We start from the raw sequence: 19,591 nt of genomic DNA, 5'->3' as shown, positions 1-19,591 counted from the left end.
GGAACGCCGGCAGTGGCAGATTTTTTTTCAGCAGACATGGCAGGCGGTTCCATCAGGCGTTGACCACCGCGTGAATGCGGTCGAAGTAGCTGCGCACCAGGCCGTGGTAGCGCTCGTCATCGAGCAGGAAGGCGTCGTGACCGTGGGGGGCGTCGATTTCGGCGTAGGTGACCGGGTTGCGGTTGGCCAGCAGGGCCCGGACGATCTCGTGGCTGCGGGCCGGCGAGAAGCGCCAGTCGGTGGTGAACGAGGCGATCAGGTAGGCACATTTTGCCGGTGCCAGGGCCTTCGACAGGTCACCGCCCGTGGCACGCGCGGGGTCGAAGTAATCGAGCGCCCGGGTGAACAGCAGGTAGGTGTTGGCGTCGAAATAGCGCGAGAATTTCTCGCCCTGGTAGCGCAGGTAGCTTTCGATCTCGAATTCCACGTCGAACGAGAAGCCATAGTCGCCATGCTTGAGCATGCGGCCGAACTTGCTGGCCATGGCGTCGTCCGACAGATAGGTGATGTGGCCGATCATCCGCGCCACCTGCAGGCCGCGGGCCGGCACGGTGTTGAAATCGTAGAAGCGGCCGGCATGGAAATCCGGATCGGTCACGATGGCGCGCCGTGCCACTTCGTTGAAGGCAATGTTCTGGGCCGAGAGCTTCGGCGCCGTGGCAATGGCCACGCAGTGGGCCACCCGTGCCGGATACAGGTAGCTCCAGGCCAGCGCCTGCATGCCGCCCAGCGAGCCCCCCATCACCGCCGCAAAGCGTTCGATGCCCAATGCATCGGCCAGCCGGGCCTGGCTGTGCACCCAGTCTTCCACGGTGATCACCGGAAAATCCGGTCCGTACGGGCGCCCCGTGGCCGGATCGAGCGACATCGGCCCGGTGGAACCGAAACAGCTGCCCAGGTTGTTGACGCCGATGACGAAGAACCGGTCGGTGTCCACCGGCTTGCCCGGCCCGACCATGTTCGACCACCAGCCGTGATCATCGGCCGTGCCAGCAGTAATGCCGGCCACGTGGTGCGAGGCGTTGAGTGCGTGGCAGATCAGCACGGCATTGCTGCGCGCCGCGTTGAGGGTGCCGTAGGTTTCGTAGACCAGCTCGTAGGGACCGAAACGCCCACCGCTGGTGAGCGGCAGGGGATCGTCGAAGCGATGTCTGACGGGATTGGCCTGCAGACTCATGCCTGATGGGCTCCTGTGGGAGTGGACGGATGGGAAGGATCCCGGGCCGGTGTGCCAGCGGGTAAACCGGGCGCTTCACCGATGCCCAGGCAGGCCAGCCCCCGGCGGATGGAGCCGAGATCGTCCTGCACCAGCATGCGGCGCACCAGCGGCGTGAGCTGGCGGGTATCGACCTTGAGCACTTCGTTCTTCACGCGCAGCAGCCGCGAGGGCAGCATCGAGAACGACCGCAGCCCCATGCCCAGCAGCAGTGGCGCCACGCGGTACTCACCGGCCATTTCGCCGCAGACGCAGACGGGCTTGTCTGCCTTGCGGGCCGCACGAATGGTCAGGGCGATGAGGCGCAGCACGGCCGGGTGCAGCTCGTCGTACATGTGGGCGATACGGTGATCGGTACGGTCGATGGCCAGCGTGTACTGCACCAGGTCGTTGGTGCCGATCGCCAGAAAATCCAGCTTGCGGGCAAAGATGCCGGCCGACAGCGCTGCCGCCGGCACCTCGATCATGCCACCCACCGGAATCCGCTCGGCCACCGGCTCACCGCGGGCGATGAGTTCCTGCCGCGCCTGGTTGAGCAGCAGCAGCGCCTCGTCCACCTCCTTCGGCTGCGACAGCATGGGCAGCAGGATCTGCAGCTGGCCATGCACCGACGCACGCAGCAGTGCCCGCAGCTGCACGAGGAACATCTCGGGCTCGGCCAGGCTGTAGCGGATGGCGCGCCGCCCCAGCGCCGAGGTGGCCCCGGGGACCAGCGCCTGCGCGGGCAGGATCTTGTCGGCCCCCACGTCGATGGTGCGGATGGTGACGGGCCGGCCCTGCATGGTGTCGAGCACCTGCCGGTAGGCCTGGTACTGCTCTTCCTCGTCGGGCAGCCGGCTGCGGTTCAGGAACAGGAACTCCGACCGGAACAGGCCGATGCCGGCCGCCCCCATCCGCAGCGCCTCCTGGGCCTCGTCGGGCCGCTCGATGTTGGCCAGCAGGGTCACGGCACAGCCATCCTGGGTGACGCAATCGACATCGGCCAGGCGGGCCAGCAGCCTTTCCTCTTCGGCAGCCAGCCGGCGGCGCTCGCGGTAGTCGTCCAGCAGCACCTGCGCCGGATTGACGAACACCTCGCCCGCATCACCGTCGAGAATCAGCATGTCGCCATCGTGAATGGCGGCCACGGCTTCGGCCACGCCGATCACGGCCGGCACCCGCAGACTGCGCGCCAGAATGGCACTGTGGGAATGGATGCCGCCCTGCTCGAACACGAAGCCGATGGCGCCCCTGATCTGCAGCATGTCGGCCGGCTGCAGGTCCTGCGCCACGAAGATCAGCGGCTCGCCGGTGACACGGCCGGCCAGCGCCGGCGAGCCAGACCCGGACAGTGCGTTGAGCAGGCGCCCCGCCACCTGTTCCACATCGCGCCCCCGCTCCTTCAGGTAGGGGTCGTCGATGGCGCGGAACTGGTCGACCAGCGCCTCGGCCGTCTCGGAAATGGCCCATTCGACATTGATGCGCTCGTTCACCACCCGGTCACGGGCAGCCTCGATCAGCGCGGCATCGTTGAGCAGCATCATCTGCACATCGAGCAGCGCCCGGGCCTCGGCCGGTGCATCGTGCGGCAGCTGGTCGGCCACGCCCTGCAGCTCGCGTTCGACGGCAGCGCGCCCCTCGTCGAGCCGCGCATGTTCGCCGGCCAGCTCCCCTTCGGTGATGTAGTAGCGCGGCACATCGATGAAGCCCGTGTCCAGCACGCAGGCCCGGCCGATGACGATGCCACCGCCCGTGGGGGCTCCAGAAAGCGGGCGGTTCATGCGGCCCCCATTTCTTCGCCGAAGCCGGAGGCGATCAGGGCCGTGAGCGCCTCCAGCGCGGCGTCCTCATCCTCGCCCTCGGTCTCGATCTTCAGCGTGCTGCCGCAGGCGGCAGCCAGCATCATCACGCCCATGATACTCTTGCCATTGACCCGCCGGCCCTTTGCATTGGTGAACCACACGGCCGAGCGGAACCTGCTGGCAGTCTGCGTGAGGGTAGCCGACGGGCGGGCATGCACCCCCAGGCGGTTGACGATCTTGACTTCGGCTTCTTTCATCGGCGAACGACAGGGTAATCGGAAAAGCGCAGGCACATCACAGGGCGGCCGACGAGGACGGCACCAGCAGCCGGCCGGGCGGGTTGTCGGACTCGACCAGACCCACACCCTCGCCGGCATCGCGCAGCACCAGCGCCTCCAGCTCGGACAGCGGCAGGCGGGCGCGATAGTTGAGCACCTTCAGCAGCATGGGCAGGTTGACACCATAGAACACGCTGACCCGCCCCTGCCGCGCCATCTGCACGGCAATGCGCGCGGGTGTGGCCCCGTAGAGATCGGTCAGCACCACCTGGCCACTGCCGTCGTTGATGCGCGCCGCCAGCGACTTCGCCTCCTGCAGGGCCTGGTCGGGGTCTTCATCGGGAATGATGTCCAGCGCCGCCGCCTGCACCGGCAGGCCACGGTAGATGTGCCGGCAACAGCCCAGCAGGGCCGTGGCCAGCGGCTGGTGGGCGATGATCAGCACGGAGATCATCGGGACACCTGCCTCAGCCGGGCTGGCCGTGGCCAGCGGCGGACACGGCATCCGCGGCTGCCCGTCCGGTCAGCGGTTTGCCCGCGGCCTGGGCCGCACGGTCGGCCACCACACGGGCCGCCAGCCGTTCGATGAAGAAGGCCGGCACGTCGAAGCCCGTCTGCGCGGTGATTTCCATGAATCCGGTCGGACTGGTGACGTTGATTTCGGTGAGGCTGTCGCCGATCACGTCCAGCCCCACCAGGAAGAGCCCCTGCGCCGCCAGCTTCGGTGCCAGATATTCGGCAATCTCACGATCGCGCGCCGACAGCGGCTGCGCCACCGGCTTGCCACCGGCCGCCATGTTGCCCCGGGCCTCGCCGGCCTTCGGAATGCGCGCCAGCGCATGCGGCACCACCTGGCCGTCGATGAGCAGAATGCGCTTGTCGCCCTTGACGATGTCGGGCAGGTAGCGCTGCGCCATCACGGTACGGGTGCCGAAGCGGTTCATGGTTTCCAGAATGACCGAGAGGTTGGGGTCGTCCTGACGGGCACGGAAAATGGAGGCCCCCCCCATGCCGTCGAGCAGCTTCAGCACCGCCTCGCCATGGCGGGCCACGAATTCGCGCAGCAGGGCCGGATCACGCGTGACCAGCACGTCGGTGGTCAGCTCCGGATACGCGGTGATGGAGAATTTTTCGTTGTGGTCGCGGATGGCGGCCGGATTGTTGTAGACACGCGCGCCCTGCTCCACCGCCCGTTCGAGCATGTAGGTGGAGTAGACGTATTCCATGTCGAAGGGCGGATCCTTGCGCATGATGACGGCATCGACCGTCGACAGGGGCGCCGTGAAGGGCTCGTCGGCCCGGTACCAGGGTTTGTCCCTGCCCGTGGTCACCAGCGGGGTCATGCGCGCCACGACCTTGCCCCGGTCCAGGCTGATGTCGCCCTGCAGGCAGCCCACCACCCGGTGGCCCGCCGCTTCGGCCGCCCGCATCATGGCAATGCTGGTTTCCTTTTCCGGTTTGAGGGAATCGAAGGGATCGAGGATGAAAAGAATGTCCATGCGCCACCCGCAGAGAAAGGTTGAGGCAGAGCCCGCGCTGCGTCAGCCCGCAGCCGCAGGGGCATCTGCGGTCGTCGGGTCATTCTAGAGCGTGGCGCGGCTTTTGGCATGCCCCGTGCGCCCTGCCGGCACATCTCCCGGTCCAGTCCGTGCCTCTCCGGCCCCTGCCCCGACACCGGGATGTCCCCATGCACAGACGGGGCGCTGGCCGCCGGCCCCTGGCAGCGTTCACCCATGCAGCGCCGGCACCAGCCATCCGGCCTAGGCCAGATAGACAGGTGTGCCGGATTCATGCTGGCGTTGCGCGCAGGATTGCGTACCATGACGTGCAGCAGGCGCGCATGCCGTTCCGGCTTTGGCTTCGGCAGCCGGCTGTCCGGCTGTCCGGCTGTCCGGCTGTCCGGCTGTCCGGCAACGGCCAGCATGCGCCCCTTTTCCTTTCAATCTCCCACACACCCCGGAGCCCCCATGGACAAACAGGCTTTCTTCCAGGACTTCCAGCAAAAGGTCAGCGACCTGCTCAAATCGAGCCCGGCCGCCGACATCGAACGCAACGTCAAGGCTCTGGCTGCCCAGACCTTCAACAAACTGGAGCTGGTCAGCCGCGAGGAATTCGACATCCAGGTGGCCCTGGTGCAGTCGCTGGCCGCCCGGGTCGATGCCCTGGAGGCCCGGCTGGCCGCCCGCGAAGGCACCCAATCCACGCCGGCCGACGGGACCAACGCGTAATGAACGCCCTGGCGGTCGTGCAGAGCCGGGCGCTGCTGGGTCTGACGGCGCCCCCGGTCTCGGTAGAGGTGCATCTGGCCAATGGCCTGCCGGCCTTCAACATCGTCGGGCTGCCGGAAGTATCGGTGCGCGAGAGCCGCGAGCGGGTACGTGCGGCGCTCCTGCAGAGCGGGGTCGAGTTTCCCAACCGGCGCATCACCGTCAATCTGGCGCCGGCCGACCTGCCCAAGGAATCCGGCCGTTTCGACCTGCCCATCGCCATCGGCATCGCGGCCGCTGCCGGGCTGATTCCGCCCGAAGCGCTGCAGGATCTGGAACTGGTGGGCGAGCTGTCGCTGTCGGGTGAGCTGCGCCCGATCCGTGCCGCGCTGGCCGTGGCGGCCGGCATCGGCACGAGCGCCCCGGAGCACACCCTCATCCTGCCCGAGGCCAACCTGGCCGAAGCCCGGCCCAGCGGCCTGCACCGGCTGTACGGCGCGCCCACCCTGGCTGCCGTCATCGCCCACCTGCGGGGTGAGACCCTGCTGGCCCGCGCCCGCGAAGAGGATGACCTCGACCCTGGCACCGCCAGCCCCGCGGCACCGGAGGCCCCGCCCGACCTGGCCGACGTACAGGGCCAGGCGCTGGCCCGGCGTGCGCTGGAAATCGCGGCCGCCGGCCTGCACCCGCTGCTGCTGTGCGGTTCGCCCGGCACCGGCAAGAGCATGCTGGCGCGACGCCTGCCCGGCATTCTGCCGCCGCTCACGGCGGCACAGGCCTTGGACATTGCGGCCATCCGCTCGGCCTGCGGGCAGCCGGCACGCCTGAGCCAGCAGCCGCCCATGCGGTCGGTGCACGCGAGCATCAGCGCAGCCGGTCTGCTGGGCGGTGGCCAGCCACCGCGCCCCGGCGAGATCAGCCTGGCACACGAAGGCGTGCTGCTGCTCGACGAACTGACCGAATTCCGTCGCCCCGTCATCGAATCCCTGCGCGAGCCGCTGGAAACCGGCTGCATCACACTGGCCCGCGGCCCGTACAGCGAGACCTTCCCGGCGCGCTTCCTGCTGGTGGCCACGATGAATCCCTGCCCCTGCGGCAACCTGGGCGATCCGGCCCGTGCCTGCCGCTGCACACCGGCACAGATCCGCCGCTATCAGGGCAAGCTGTCCGGCCCGTTGCTGGAACGCTTCGACATGGGGATCGAGATGATCCGCGAGGCCCCCGCTGCCACGGACGATACATTCGCCGCAACGATGGCACGTGCCATGGCCACCGGGACACGCAGTACGGCAGAGCGCAAAACCGGCATGACCCATGGGGACGCCGGGAAGCACGACGGTTCCGGTCGGACAGACCAGACCACGACCACCCGGCCCCACGCCGGCATGGCCAGGCCCCGGCCGGAAGACAGTGCCACCGTGGCCCGTCGCGTCCTGGCGGCGCGCAACCGGCAGCTGCAGCGCCAGCAGGACTGCAATGGCCGGCTGCCGGTGGGGCGCTTCGAGGCCTGCTTCGGCATCCGTCCCGAAACCCGCCAGCTGCTGGCGCAGGCCGCCGAACGCTTCGGCTGGTCGATGCGCAGCCAGCACCGGGTGCTGCGCGTGGCCCGCACGGTGGCCGATCTGGACGGCACCGACGACCTGCTGCCCGCCCACCTGGCCGAGGCCATGGCCCTGCGCCGCCCGCTCGATCACCTGAGCTTTCCCGAAACCAGCCCCGCTGCCTGAGCGCCCGAAAGCCCGAGAACATGTCGTGGACTCATTCGCCCCGCGCCGATGCGCCCACGGCCAGCCGGCGCCCCGGCTGCAAACCCGGCATAATGGGCGGCATCGAAGCGCCTCTGTCAGAATGGGCCGCAGAAGCCCTCTCTGCCCTGGCGCCCAGGAACGTGTCATGAACTCATGCGTCCCCGCCCCCCTTTGGGTGTGCAGGACAAGGCGGCAGGGCCACAGAATCCTCAACGGCTTCAGGACACTGCCGGAAAAATAAACCCATCAGAAAAACACTCCCGGAGAACCCAACCATGCTGTACGAATTCCGCAGTCGCGCCACCGGCACCGTCACGATGGTCGGCAAGAGCGCCGAACAGGTGCTGCAGATCATCGGCAAACCGGTCGAACCCACCGGCATCATCACGGTGGCACAGATTCCGGCCGCGATTTCCGCCCTGGTGACCGCAGCCGAACGGGAGCAGCCCCCCGCCGAAACCCAGACCGAAGAAAGCGATGAAGAAAGCCGTGAGGCCCTGGGTGCCAACTTCGTCAGCCTGCGCCAGCGGGTCTATCCGCTGATCGAGCTGATGCGCGAGGCCCGTGCAGCCGACGTGGACGTGACCTGGGGCGTCTGAAACCCATGGTCAGAGGCCAGCAGCGGGAAAACGCACAGCCCTGACGCTCGCGGGCAGAGGGGGTGCTGTACCCCCGCCGGCAGGGCCGGCAAAACCGCCCTGTTCCGTTTGTACGCCTGCACGCCCGTACGGTTTAACCTGATGCAGGCGCAAGATGCATGCCACTGGACCGTATCGTGGACTCACTCGTCCCCGCGCTGGCCCGCCGTGCGCCGCATCCCCGTGCGGGCCACCGTGCCGGACCGTCCGGTGCTGCGCACCGGGTCGGCCTGTATCTTCACCCCGTGCTCGCACAGGGCCACATAGATGCGGAAGGCTCCCCAGGCATCGTGGGCGGCATAGCGGCACTGGGCCTGCGTCAGCGGCTGGCGTGACCAGTCGGACTTGCCGATGGCCTTCGATTTCTCGAAATAGCAGCCGAAGGTCACGGCCATGGCCATACGGATGCCCAGCGAGGACCGGTAGCCCAGCGCGCGCCAGGTCTGGTCCAGATCGACCAGCCCCACCGGCTGGCGGCCGAAGCGCGCATGCAGCTGGCTGCGATCGCCGGCCAGCCCGAAACCCACCTTCTGCAGCGAAGGCAGCGCCAGCAGCTCGCCCACGGCCGCCACACAGGCCGGCTCCAGCATGGAAAACAGCCATGCCCGCTCATGACTGGCCAGCTGCACCAGATGCGGGCCATCCTGGCTCTGGCCGCGCACGAACACCGGCCGGGATTCGGTATCGAAGCCCACCACCCGCAGCGGCCGGATCTCGTCCATCACCCCGGCCAGATTGTCGGGCGTGACCCAGATGATGGCCTCGTCGGGCAGCTGCTCGAACGGCGGCAGCCTGCGCAGCGCCTCCGGCGAGGGCAACGGATGCGGCGGCTGGGCCCGGCCCTTGCGCGGACGGGCCACCATGCGGGCCTGCGCCGCTGCCAGCGGCATGGGGACGAGGGGTCCCCGAACATCGTCCGGTGTGCCCTCCACGGCACCACCCGCCCCGGGCACGGCGCCTCCGCCTGCATCCTCCGGCTGCACGGAAGCGGGCGGCGGCTTGAGAAGCCATGCGATCTGGCGGGTCATTGGTCGGCACACGGTCGGTGAAAGCGGCCCATTTTACCGATTTCACCGTCTTCCCCCCTGATGCCCAGTCGGCAACCCCGCACGCCCCAGCGCCAAACAGGTAACATCGCGGAGTAAGATGGTTAACATCCGTGTCATGGTCAGCACGTGCCCGACACCGCATGTGCCGTCCTCCCCCCAACAAGAGGTGATCACCGATGGCGAGAATACTCATTCCGATCGACGGTTCGGAAACCTCCCTGCGCGCGGTTCGCTGGCTGATCGGCCAGATCCGGGCGGGTGCCACCCATGAGCTGCACCTGCTCAACGTGCAGCCCGAAATTCTCACCGGCCACGCGCGCGCGTACTTTGCCCGCACCGACCTCGACGCCTTCATGGCCGACCAGGCCCGCGAACAGCTGGCCGAAGCCGAGCGTCTGCTGACCGCAGCCGGCATCTCCTACCAATCCTCCTACGACCGCGGCAACGCGCCCGAAGTGATCGCCGGCCATGCCCGCAAGGGCGGGTTCGACCAGATCGTGATGGGCACCCGCGGCCTGAACAGCATCAGCGGCCTGCTGCTGGGTTCCGCAGCCACCGGTGTCCTGCATCTGGTGGACATTCCCGTCACGCTGATCAAATGAGGCCGCCGCAACCCCGCCCTCCGTCCTGCCCGCCGGGCGGGATGATGCAGCCTCCGGCTGCAGGCGGGCGGATTGCCGCGGCACCAGTCGGTCTTCACTCGAAGCCATCCTCCCTGCCGGGTCGTACGTGCCGGCAGACCCCTTCTCAGGCTGGATAATTCATGAACACGACATCCCAATCCCCGGAAATCACCCCCGTCGAGGTACAGCTCGGCGCCGCGCCCCAGACCCGTGACGACGCCGTCCGCGCGGCCGGCAGCCTGCTGATCGAGGCCGGTTTTGCCGCAGATGGCTTCACCGACAGCCTGCTCAAGCGGGAACAGACGGCCACCACCTTCCTCGGTCAGGGCGTGGCCATTCCGCACGGCATGATCGACGAGAAGCACCTGGTCAAACGTACCGGTCTGGGCGTGGTGCAGGTGCCCAACGGGGTGGTCTGGGGCAAGGATGCCGAAGGCAGGGACCAGGTCGTCAAGCTGGTGGTCGGCATTGCCGCCGCCTCCGACGAGCACATCAAGGTGCTGCGCCGCCTCACCCGCCTGATGCGTGACGACGCCCGCCTGCAGAAACTCACCACCACCGGCAACGCCGCCGAGATCGTCGAGGCCCTCACCGGCGAGCCGCCGGCCGCCGCCCCCAGCAGCGCCCCGGCACTGGCCGACTTCCCGGTCGGCAAGGAAATCACGCTGGGCTACCCCAACGGCCTGCACGCCCGGCCCGCCGGCCAGTGGGTCGAAAGCATCCGCCGCTTCAAATCACAGGTGCACGTGCGCTGCGGCGACATCGTAGCCGATGCCCGCAGCGTGGCCTCGCTGCTGAGCCTGGGCGCCGGCAACAACGCCCGCCTGCGCGTGTCCGCCGAGGGCGAGGATGCCCAGGACGCCATCAGCGCCCTGCTGGGCACCATCAAGCTGCTGGGCGACGAAGAAACCCGTCAGGCCCGGCTGGCTGCCGACAAGCAGGCACAGGCACAGGGCCTGGGCCGCGAGCTGGGCACATGGCAGCCGGAGGCCGCCAACACCTTCACCGGCATTGCCGCTGCCCCCGGGCTGGTGATCGGCACGCTGGTGCTGGCCGAATCGCACGAGCTGGACGTGGAAGACCACTTCCAGGGCGTGGCCCATGCCGCCCACGAACTGGACCTGGCACTGGCCAATGCCCAGAAGCAGCTGGCCACCCTCATCTCCAGTGCCGAGAAGCAGGGTCAGGCCGAGCAGGCCAACATCTTCAAGGCCCACCTCGAACTGCTGCGAGACCCCAGCCTGCTGCGCGACGTGACCAAGCTGGTGGTGCAGGGCCATGGCCCGGCCTGGGCCTGGCAACAGTGCCTGCACCAGCGCATCGAAAAACAGAAAGGCCTGTCGGATGCCACCCTGTCGGCCCGCTCGGCCGACCTGCAGGACGTGGGCGAGCGCGTGCTGCGCCACCTGCTGGGCAAGGGCAACGAGGGCAGCAATCCGTCGCAGGGCTGGCCCGCCGACGCCATCCTGCTGGCCGATGACCTCGCCCCCTCCGTCACCGCCCAGATCGACACCACCCGCGTCAAGGGCTTCTGCACCGCCAAAGGCGGCCCCACCGCCCACACCGCCATCCTGGCGCGGGCGCTCGGCCTGCCGGCCGTGGTGGCCGCCGGCCCCGGCGTGCTGCAGCCCTCCCTGTCGCAGAACGGCACCAAGGCCATTCTGGACGGCTACCGCGGCCGCCTGTACGTGGCCCCCACCGACAAGGCCCTGGCCGAAACGCAGCAGCGCATCGAACGACTGGCCCAGCTGCAGGCCGAAGAAACCAAAACCCGTCTGCAGCCCGCCACCACCACCGATGGCCACCGCGTGGAGATCGGCGCCAACGCCAACCGGGCCGACCAGGCCCGCCGGGCGCTGGAATCGGGCGCCGAGGGCGTGGGCCTGATGCGGACCGAGTTCCTGTTCCTCGAACGTGACCGCGTGCCGGGCGAAGACGAGCAGTACGATGTCTACCGCTCGATGGTGGACGTGCTGGCCGGCCGTCCGCTGATCGTGCGCACGCTGGACATCGGCGGCGACAAGCAGGTGCCGCACCTGGCCCTGCCGCAGGAAGACAACCCCTTCCTCGGCGTGCGCGGCGCCCGCCTGCAGCTGCGCCGCGAAGAGCTGCTGGTACCCCAGCTGCGCGCCCTGTATCGTGCCGCCAAGCATGGCCCGCTGTCGATCATGTTCCCCATGATCAGCAGCATCGAGGAAGTGCAGCAGCTGCGCGAGCGACTCGAGGCCATCCGCCAGGAACTGGACGCCCCGGCCGTGCCGCTGGGCATCATGATCGAGGTGCCGTCGGCCGCCGTCATGGCCGACCAGTTCGCCAAATACGTGGACTTCTTCTCCATCGGCACCAACGACCTCACCCAGTACACGCTGGCCATCGACCGCCAGCACCCCGAGCTGGCCAGCCTGGCCGATGCGCTGCACCCCGCCGTGCTGCGCCTGATCGCCCAGACCGTGGCCGGTGCCCGCCCCTACAAGCGTCACGTCGGTGTCTGCGGCGGCCTGGCCGGCGACCCGCTGGGCGCAGCCCTGCTGGTGGGCCTGGGCGTGGACGAACTCAGCATGAGTGCCAGCGATCTTGGCACGATCAAGGCGTTGCTGCGCCGGCAGTCCCTCTCGGATCTGCAGGCGCTGGCACGCAAGGCCCTGGAGGCACAGACCGCCCAGGAAGTGCGCGCGCTCGGCGCCGCCCTTAAACCCGCCTCTTCCCAACCCGCAGGAGATGCAGCATGACCCAAGTCCTGACCATTACCCTCAACCCGGCGATCGACCAGACGATTCCCGTTAAGAAGCTGATCCCGGGTGAGGTGCACCGCGCCACCGGCTTCACCAGTACGCCGGGCGGCAAGGGCATCGGCGTCTCCATCATCCTGGCCAAGCTGGGCGTGGCCACCACGGCCACCGGCTGGATCGGGGCCGACAACGACAAGCTGTTCGTACAGGCATTCGATGACAACGGCATCCGCGACGCCATGATCCGCCTGCCCGGCGCCACCCGCACCAACGTCAAGCTGGTCGACCACGAAGCCGGCGAATCCACCGACGTGAACCTGCCCGGCATCCAGCTCGATCCGGAAGAACGCGCCAAGGACGAGCAGCTGCTCAACGAACGCATGGAATCCCTCGTGCGCCGCGGCGACTGGTGCGAATTCGGTGGCAGCCTGCCGCCGGGATGCGATGTCGGCATCTGGCACCATCTGGCCAAGACCCTGGTCGACAAGGGCGTGAACCTCGTCATCGACGTGGCCGGCTCGCAGCTGGGCGCCGTGCTGGAAGGCTGGAAGAAAGCCGTCTCCGACACCGTCGGCCCGGTTATGATCAAGCCCAACCGCTCCGAACTGGAAGAACTGGTCGGCCGTTCGCTGAAGGAGACCGCCGAACTGATCAAGGCCGCCGAGGAACTGCAAAAGGCCCACAACATCCAGCGCGTGGTCGTGTCCATGGGCGGTGAAGGGGCGCTGATCATCGGTCCCGAAGGCCGCTGGCTGGCCAAACCGCCGAAAGTGCACGTCGCCACCACCGTCGGCGCCGGCGACACGCTGGTGGCCGGTACCATCGCCCGCCTGCTGCACGGCCAGCCGTTCCCGCAGGCCGCCGTCTTCGGCATGGCCTGCGCCGCGGCCCGCATCCAGCAGATCGAATTCGGCCTGCCGCCGCTCGATCAGGTCGAGGCCCTGCTCCACCAGATCAACGTCACCCCGTGCTGACAACCCCGCGGAGGAACCGGACGGCACCCCATGATCCGGCGTGCAGGCACCCGGAAAACGCTGCAGGGTCACTGACACACCCTGCAGCCGCCTCCGTCCCGGCCGGGTTCCGGAACAGCACGTTCATCCTCCCCCAACCCATCTAGGAGAGTCCCCGTGGCAAGCATCTTGGCGATTTCCGCCAGCCAATCCGGGCCTGCCCACAGCTTCATCATCGGTGAAGCCCTGCAGGCCGCTGCAGCCCAGGCCGGACACACGCTTGGCCTGAAAGTCATCAGTCATCTGGGCGAACAGGGCTGGTTCTCGGACAGCGACCTGGCCAGCGCCGATGTGGCCCTGGTCGTGGCCGATGGTCCCGTCGACCTTTCCGGTCTGCCGGAGAGCCTGCGCATCGTCGAGTCCACGCCACAGGCCGTCTTCGACGATGCCGCCGCCGTCATCGCCCAGGCCGTCGGCAGTGCCGGCAAGGCCGGCGCAGCGGGTGGCGCAGCCGCAGCCGTCCCGGCCACTGCAGCCGCCAGCGCAGGCGCCGGTGGCCCCCCGCCGGCCGGCATGAAGGTGGTGGCCATCACCTCCTGCCCCACCGGCGTGGCCCACACCTTCATGGCCGCCGAAGCGCTGGAAGAAGGCGCCAAGGAAGCCGGCTACACCATCAAGGTCGAGACCCGCGGCTCGGTCGGCGCCCAGAACACCCTCACCCCCGAGGAAATCGCCGCCGCCGACATCGTCGTGATTGCCGCCGACACCCAGGTGGACAAATCCCGCTTCACCGGCAAGCGCCTCTACAGCACCAGCACCAAGGCCGCCATCCATGACGCCGTCAAGGTACTGAAAACGGCCTGGGCCGAAGCCACCCCCTGGGGCGAAGGCAAGGCCGCAGCCGCCAGCAGTGGCAAGGAAGAAGCCAAAGCCAGCAGTGGCAGCGGCGCCCGCAGCGGTCCGTACAAGCACCTGATGACCGGCGTGTCGTTCATGCTGCCCTTCGTGGTGGCCGGCGGTCTGCTGATTGCCCTGGCCTTCGCCATCGGCGGTCTGGACGTGCCGACCGACCCGAACCTCGAAGGCACCTTCGGCTGGTACCTGTTCCAGGTGGGCGCCAAGTATGCGTTCGCCCTGATGGTGCCGATCCTGGCCGGCTACATCTCCTTCTCCATTGCCGACCGCCCGGGCCTGGCACCCGGCATGGTGGGCGGGATGATCTCGTCGGCCATCGGCGCCGGCTTCCTCGGCGGCATTCTGGCCGGTTTTCTGGCCGGTTACCTCACGCAGTTCCTGGCCAAAACCATCAAGCTGCCGCGCACACTGGAAAGCCTCAAGCCCGTGCTGATCCTGCCGCTGCTGTGCACCGGCATCATCGGCGTGCTGATGCTGAGCGTGCTGGGCAAACCAATGGTTGCCGCCATGGAAGGGCTCACGCACTGGCTGCAGGGCATGCAGGGCACCGACATCGCACTGCTGGGTGCCATTCTGGGCGCCATGATGGCCTTCGACCTCGGTGGCCCGGTCAACAAGGCCGCCTACGTGTTCGGCACCACGCTACTGGCCAGCAACATCAAGATCCCGATGGCTGCCGTCATGGCCGCCGGCATGGTGCCCCCGCTGGGCATTGCCGTGGCCTGCTGGATCTTCCGCAACCGCTTCAGCAACGAAGAGCGTGACGCCTCCAAGGCCGCCGCCGTGCTGGGACTGGCCTTCATCACCGAAGGCGCCATTCCCTTCGTGGCCCGTGACCCGCTGCGCGTCATCCCGTCGTGCATGATCGGCGCCGCCATCACCGGTGCACTGGTCGGCATGTGGCACATCGAACTGGCTGCCCCGCACGGTGGCGTGTTCGTGATGCTGATCCCGGGTGCCATCAGCAACGTGCTGCTCTACAGCGCCGCCATCGCCGTCGGTTCGGTCGTCACCGCGGTCTGCCTGGGCGTGCTCAAGAAGCCCATGAGCGCACAGGCGCAGGCTGCCACGGCCTGATTGCCCTGACCAGCACCCTGTCACGGGGTGCTGCACAAAAAAAGCCAGCCCGTTACGAGGCTGGCTTTTTTGTGCATGACGCCTGCACCTGATGCTGGCGCCATGCTTGCCGGGACTCACTTCGTCAGCACCGCCGGCACCAGCTTCTCGGCGCCGGCCAGCGGGGCCACTGCCTCGGCCGGCAGATGATGCCGGCGGGCCAGGTACTCGGCCGTATTGAGTGACGCATACACGTTGCCCTTGCCGTCATCCCAGATCAGCACCTTCGACGGCAGATCGATGGCCAGCGTGGGCGACTGCACCATCATCGGCGTGCCCATGTTGGGGTTGCCGAACACGATCACACTGGCAGCCGGCATGTCCAGCGACTGCTGCTGGGCCGCCTTCTGGTGATCGATGACGGTGAACACCGTCAGCCCCTTCGCCAGCAGCGCATCCTGCACCCGCTTGACCGAATCCGTGGCCGAGTATTTGCTCTTCACCGTCAGCAGCCCTTCGACCTGCCGGGCCGTGGCCAATGCATCGGCCGGTGCGGCTGCCTGCTGGGCATCACTCGCCGGCGTCTGGGCGGCGCCCACGCCATTCGATGCTGCGGCATCCATGCCCGATGTACCGGCGCCTTCCGCCGTGGTTCCTGTCTCCTGGGCCATGGCCATTCCTCCTGTAATCATCATCGACACGGCCGCACCTGCCAGCCAGAAACGCATCCCCGCCTGCGCGGCACCCATTGTCTTCATTGGCAGACCTCCTCGTCCGTCCGTGCAAAGCTTCTTCAACGCCTGTCGCAGCCATACGGTGTACGCCGCAGCGATCTCACCGTTACAGGGCACGCTTCCGTGCCCTGGCGCGTGTGATCACCTCATCCAGACGCGCCATGGCCTCTTCATGGAAAACACGGGGGCGCGGATCGGCGAGGCTATCAGCATACTTCTGCTTCGCCCCAGTGCATGCCCCGAAGAACCCATTATCCAGTTTCTGACCAATCTGCCAAACAAAGGCCGCTCACCCACGCGCCACCCATCTGCCCCCACTCGCCGGGCATCCCGCAGCCCCCGTGCCCCCGCAGCCGCCCGAAGGGGCCAGCGTAGAATGGATCGTTTCACCGCGTTGCCGAAGCCCCTGCCTGCCCCATGATCGTCCGCTCCCGCCCCCACTGGCTGTACATGCTGTTCGTGCTGCGCGGCTCGATCCTGCCCAAGATTGCCCCGCAACTGACCATCATCAGCCTGTTCAGCATCGTGGTCACCGCCCTGCACGGCCAGATCCTGCACTTCAAGGTCTCGCTGAACTTCGTGCCGTTCTCGCTGATCGGCCTGACGCTGGCCATCTTCCTCAGCTTTCGCAACAGCACCAGCTATGCCCGCTACTGGGAGGCCCGTACGCTGTGGAGCCAGGTGCTCTCGGCCTCCCGCTCGACGGCGCGCAAGGCGCTCACCCTCACCACCCACCCTGCAGCCGCCAAGCAGGTGATCCTGTACCTGTGCGCCTTCACGCACCTGCTCAAGCACCAGCTGGGCAACACCCGTCCCAGCAAGCTGCTGCGACGCTTCCTCGATGAAAAGGACACCCGCCGGGTGCTGAATGCCCAGTACCCGGCTTCCATGGCCCTGCTGCTGGTGGACGAATGGCTGGGCGCACGCCTGCATGCCCAGGAAGTGGCGCCCCCCGTGGCCGCTGCCTTCGAACGCAACCTCGACGAACTCAGCACCGCACTGGCCGGCTGCGAGCGCATCGCCGAAAACCCCATTCCGTTTCCCTACTCCATCATCATCCACCGCTGCGTCTACCTGTACTGCTTCTGGCTGCCGTTCGGCCTGCTCGACGCCATCGGCTTCATGACGCCGGTCATCGTCTGCTTCGTCGCCTATACCTTCCTGGCCCTCGAAGCCCTGGGCGCCGAGCTGGAGAACCCCTTCGGCCAGGACCCGAACGACCTGCCGCTGCGCTTTCTCAGCTGGCAGATCGAGGGCAGCCTGCTGGAAATGATCGGCGAGCCCCCGCGCACCGACAAACCCGGGGTCGAGAAGCACATCCTGCGCTGATCTAAAATTCCCCAGAGCCTTCCACCCGGAGACTCCCACGGAATCCCCCAACCAGGAGCGCCCGATGTCCGCCACCACCCCCAGCCCCAGCACCCCCAGCCCCAGCACCCCCCGTCTCACCTCCCTCTCCCACGGTGGCGGCTGCGGCTGCAAGATCGCCCCGGGCGTCCTCTCGGCCCTGCTGGCCAGGAGCAGCCTGCCGGCCCAGCTCTTCCCCGACCTGCTGGTGGGCACCGAAACGGCCGACGATGCCGCCGTCTACCGCATCAACGACGAGCAGGCCATCGTCGCCACCACCGATTTCTTCATGCCGATCGTCGATGATCCCTACGACTTCGGCCGCATCGCCGCCACCAACGCGCTCTCCGATGTCTATGCCATGGGCGGCAAGCCACTGATGGCACTGGCCATCGTCGGCATGCCCATCAACGTGCTGCCGCACGAAACCATCGCCCGCATCCTCGAAGGCGGCCAGAGCGTCTGCCGCGACGCCGGCATTCCGCTGGCCGGCGGCCACTCCATCGACTCGGTCGAACCCATCTACGGACTGGTGGGCATCGGCCTCGTCAACCCGAAGCACCTGAAGCGCAACAGCGACGCCAGACCCGGTGATGTGCTCATTCTCGGCAAACCGCTGGGCGTGGGCATCCTGTCGGCCGCGCTCAAGAAGGATCTGCTCGACGCCGAAGCCTACGCCACCATGATCGACGCCACCACCCGGCTCAACCGCCCCGGCGCCGAACTGGCCACCCTCGACGGCGTGCACGCCCTCACCGACGTGACCGGCTTCGGCCTGCTGGGCCACACGCTGGAAATGGCCCGCGGTGCCAGCCTGACCGCGCGTCTCGACAGCCGCGCCATTCCCTTCCTGCCCAACGTGATCGATCTGGCCTCATCCGGCATCAAGACCGGTGCATCCGGCCGCAACTGGGCCTCCTATGGTGCCGGTGTCGACATCAGCGCCGGCGCGCCCCCCTTCCTGCAGGACCTGCTCACCGACCCGCAGACGGCCGGCGGCCTGCTGGTGGCCTGCGCCCCCGACGCCCGGGAATCCGTACTGAAAACCTTCCGCAGCCACGGCTTCGACCGTGCCACCGTCATCGGCGAACTGGAAGCAGGCCCTGCCCGCGTGGTGGTGCGCTGACCCCCGGGCAGCCCCTGCGGGCGCCTGAACCTGCGCGGTCTTTCCGAACGGGCGCCGAACCTGCACAGGCAACATCCAGAAAGAACGGGGCGGTTCTTTGCCCCGCTTTCTGCGCCCCCCGCCTTCCCTCTCCATCTCCGGTACACCGCAAAGTCTTCCGGGCGCGGCCCGTCATCCAGTAAACTCCCCCGGCGTCCTTTCCCCTTCAGACTGGCCAGGACCCTGCTCTCGGCAGACAGGCACACTGCATCTGACCGACGCCGCATGTGACCGGTTTTGCCAGCCGCTCCGTTCGCCCCTGTCTCAACACCCCCCTCCCACCCGGCATGAAACCGAACCACCTGCGTCGCCAGCTGTGCTCCGCCACCGTTGCCCTGTTTGCCGCCAGCGCCCTGCTTGCCGGCCATCCGGCCCAGGCCGCCGACGACACCCTGGCGGCCCTGCAGCAGCGCGGTACCCTGCGCGTCGGCATCGAAGGCACCTATCCCCCGTTCAACTATCAGGACGAGAACGGCCAGTTCACCGGCTTCGAAATCGACCTGGCCCGCGCCATCGCCGAAAAAATGGGCCTGCAGGCCGAATTCCAGCCCACCAAATGGGATGGCCTGCTGGGCGCGCTCGACACCGGACGCATCGACGTGATCATCAACCAGGTCACCATCAGCGATGCTCGCCAGCACAAATACGACTTCAGCCAGCCCTACACCGTCTCCGGCATCCAGGCCGTCGTGCGCAAGAAGGACGCCGACACCTTCTCCTCCCCGGAAAAACTGGCCGGCAAGAAGGTAGGCGTCGTGCTGGGCACCAACTATGAGGAATGGCTGCGCAAAAACGTACCTGCCGCCGACATCCTCACCTACGACGACGACCCCACCCGCAACCAGGATCTGGACGTCGGCCGGCTGGATGCCATTCTGGTCGACCGCCTGGCCGCCCTCTACCAGCTCAGGCAAACCGGTGGCCGCTTTGCCCTGAGCGGCCCGGCCTTCTCGCGCGAAACCGCCGGCATCCCCACCCGCAAATCGGCCCCCGAGCTGCACCAGGCCATCGAGAAGGCACTGAACGAGCTGCGCGCCGACGGCACACTCAAACAGATCTCCGAAAAGTGGTTTGGCGCGGACGTCACCCAGTAACCTGCCTCACCACCACAGCCCCACAACGGTTACACCTGCTGCCGCATGGCCAGGCCCC

17 protein-coding genes are annotated in these 19,591 nt (G+C 67.8%); 10 read left to right on the top strand and 7 right to left on the bottom strand.

Features of this window, described 5'->3' with window-relative positions; translation table 11 throughout:
* Nucleotides 1-52: 52 nt before the first annotated feature.
* Genes metX through gshB form a run of 5 tightly spaced genes read right to left on the bottom strand, consistent with a single transcriptional unit; the run spans nt 53 to nt 4,774 of the window.
* Complete coding sequence (gene metX, locus EHV23_RS10625) at nt 53-1,177, bottom strand: homoserine O-succinyltransferase MetX (protein ID WP_125096047.1); 1,125 nt, start codon at nt 1,175-1,177, stop codon at nt 53-55.
* The gene (gene ptsP, locus EHV23_RS10620) at nt 1,174-2,976 is read right to left on the bottom strand and encodes a phosphoenolpyruvate--protein phosphotransferase (RefSeq protein WP_125096046.1); all 1,803 of its coding nucleotides are present in this window, start codon (nt 2,974-2,976) and stop codon (nt 1,174-1,176) included. The genes metX and ptsP (EHV23_RS10620) overlap by 4 nt, the downstream gene beginning before the upstream one ends.
* Complete coding sequence (locus EHV23_RS10615) at nt 2,973-3,254, bottom strand: HPr family phosphocarrier protein (protein ID WP_125096045.1); 282 nt, start codon at nt 3,252-3,254, stop codon at nt 2,973-2,975. The genes ptsP (EHV23_RS10620) and EHV23_RS10615 overlap by 4 nt, the downstream gene beginning before the upstream one ends.
* 37 nt (nt 3,255-3,291) lie before the next feature.
* Nucleotides 3,292-3,729: a PTS sugar transporter subunit IIA gene (locus EHV23_RS10610; RefSeq protein WP_158615936.1), complete on the bottom strand. Its 438-nt coding sequence runs from the start codon at nt 3,727-3,729 to the stop codon at nt 3,292-3,294.
* Nucleotides 3,730-3,742: 13 nt separating this feature from the next.
* Entirely contained in the window at nt 3,743-4,774 is a 1,032-nt protein-coding gene (gene gshB, locus EHV23_RS10605; RefSeq protein ID WP_125096043.1) for a glutathione synthase, read from the bottom strand.
* 468 nt (nt 4,775-5,242) lie between these two features.
* Between gshB and EHV23_RS10600 the strand changes: the two genes are divergently transcribed.
* The 3 genes from EHV23_RS10600 to EHV23_RS10590 all read left to right on the top strand — a co-directional run bounded on the left by EHV23_RS10600 (nt 5,243) and on the right by EHV23_RS10590 (nt 7,829).
* On the top strand, nt 5,243-5,503 hold the full coding sequence (locus tag EHV23_RS10600) for an accessory factor UbiK family protein (protein ID WP_125096042.1): 261 nt from the start codon (nt 5,243-5,245) through the stop codon (nt 5,501-5,503).
* Nucleotides 5,503-7,209 (top strand): YifB family Mg chelatase-like AAA ATPase, encoded by a 1,707-nt coding sequence (locus tag EHV23_RS10595; RefSeq protein ID WP_238990422.1) that lies wholly within the window; start codon nt 5,503-5,505, stop codon nt 7,207-7,209. Before EHV23_RS10600 ends, EHV23_RS10595 begins: the two co-directional genes overlap by 1 nt.
* A 296-nt stretch (nt 7,210-7,505) precedes the next feature.
* Nucleotides 7,506-7,829 (top strand): DUF1840 domain-containing protein, encoded by a 324-nt coding sequence (locus tag EHV23_RS10590; RefSeq protein WP_125096041.1) that lies wholly within the window; start codon nt 7,506-7,508, stop codon nt 7,827-7,829.
* 182 nt (nt 7,830-8,011) lie between these two features.
* On the opposite strand, the gene EHV23_RS10585 is transcribed toward EHV23_RS10590, so the two are convergent.
* Nucleotides 8,012-8,896, bottom strand: coding sequence for a 3'-5' exonuclease (locus EHV23_RS10585; RefSeq protein WP_125096040.1), 885 nt, complete (start codon nt 8,894-8,896; stop codon nt 8,012-8,014).
* A gap of 197 nt (nt 8,897-9,093) precedes the next feature.
* Between EHV23_RS10585 and EHV23_RS10580 the strand changes: the two genes are divergently transcribed.
* The 4 genes from EHV23_RS10580 to EHV23_RS10565 all read left to right on the top strand — a co-directional run bounded on the left by EHV23_RS10580 (nt 9,094) and on the right by EHV23_RS10565 (nt 15,214).
* Entirely contained in the window at nt 9,094-9,519 is a 426-nt protein-coding gene (locus EHV23_RS10580) for a universal stress protein (protein WP_125096039.1), read from the top strand.
* Between the two features lie 161 nt (nt 9,520-9,680).
* A complete protein-coding gene (gene ptsP, locus EHV23_RS10575) occupies nt 9,681-12,269 on the top strand; it encodes a phosphoenolpyruvate--protein phosphotransferase (protein ID WP_125096038.1) in 2,589 nt (862 codons plus the stop codon).
* Nucleotides 12,266-13,243 (top strand): 1-phosphofructokinase family hexose kinase, encoded by a 978-nt coding sequence (locus EHV23_RS10570; RefSeq protein WP_125096037.1) that lies wholly within the window; start codon nt 12,266-12,268, stop codon nt 13,241-13,243. The genes ptsP (EHV23_RS10575) and EHV23_RS10570 overlap by 4 nt, the downstream gene beginning before the upstream one ends.
* 156 nt (nt 13,244-13,399) lie before the next feature.
* Nucleotides 13,400-15,214: a fructose-specific PTS transporter subunit EIIC gene (locus tag EHV23_RS10565; RefSeq protein ID WP_125096036.1), complete on the top strand. Its 1,815-nt coding sequence runs from the start codon at nt 13,400-13,402 to the stop codon at nt 15,212-15,214.
* A gap of 116 nt (nt 15,215-15,330) precedes the next feature.
* Here EHV23_RS10565 and EHV23_RS10560 read toward each other — a convergent pair whose 3' ends face one another.
* Nucleotides 15,331-15,951, bottom strand: coding sequence for a DUF302 domain-containing protein (locus EHV23_RS10560; protein ID WP_203228975.1), 621 nt, complete (start codon nt 15,949-15,951; stop codon nt 15,331-15,333).
* A gap of 393 nt (nt 15,952-16,344) precedes the next feature.
* On the opposite strand from EHV23_RS10560, the gene EHV23_RS10555 reads away from it, so the two are divergent.
* The 3 genes from EHV23_RS10555 to tcyJ all read left to right on the top strand — a co-directional run bounded on the left by EHV23_RS10555 (nt 16,345) and on the right by tcyJ (nt 19,533).
* Entirely contained in the window at nt 16,345-17,256 is a 912-nt protein-coding gene (locus EHV23_RS10555; RefSeq protein WP_125096035.1) for a bestrophin family protein, read from the top strand.
* Between the two features lie 64 nt (nt 17,257-17,320).
* Complete coding sequence (gene selD / locus EHV23_RS10550) at nt 17,321-18,400, top strand: selenide, water dikinase SelD (protein WP_125096034.1); 1,080 nt, start codon at nt 17,321-17,323, stop codon at nt 18,398-18,400.
* A 326-nt stretch (nt 18,401-18,726) separates the two neighbouring features.
* Nucleotides 18,727-19,533, top strand: a complete 807-nt coding sequence (gene tcyJ, locus EHV23_RS10545) for a cystine ABC transporter substrate-binding protein (RefSeq protein ID WP_125096033.1) — start codon at nt 18,727-18,729, stop codon at nt 19,531-19,533.
* Nucleotides 19,534-19,591: the final 58 nt, after the last annotated feature.

The organism is Lautropia dentalis, assembly GCF_003892345.1.
Classification (GTDB): domain Bacteria; phylum Pseudomonadota; class Gammaproteobacteria; order Burkholderiales; family Burkholderiaceae_E; genus Lautropia; species Lautropia dentalis.
The sequence above is the reverse complement of the archived record's forward strand: the minus strand, read 5'-3'. Positions and strand labels throughout refer to the sequence as shown.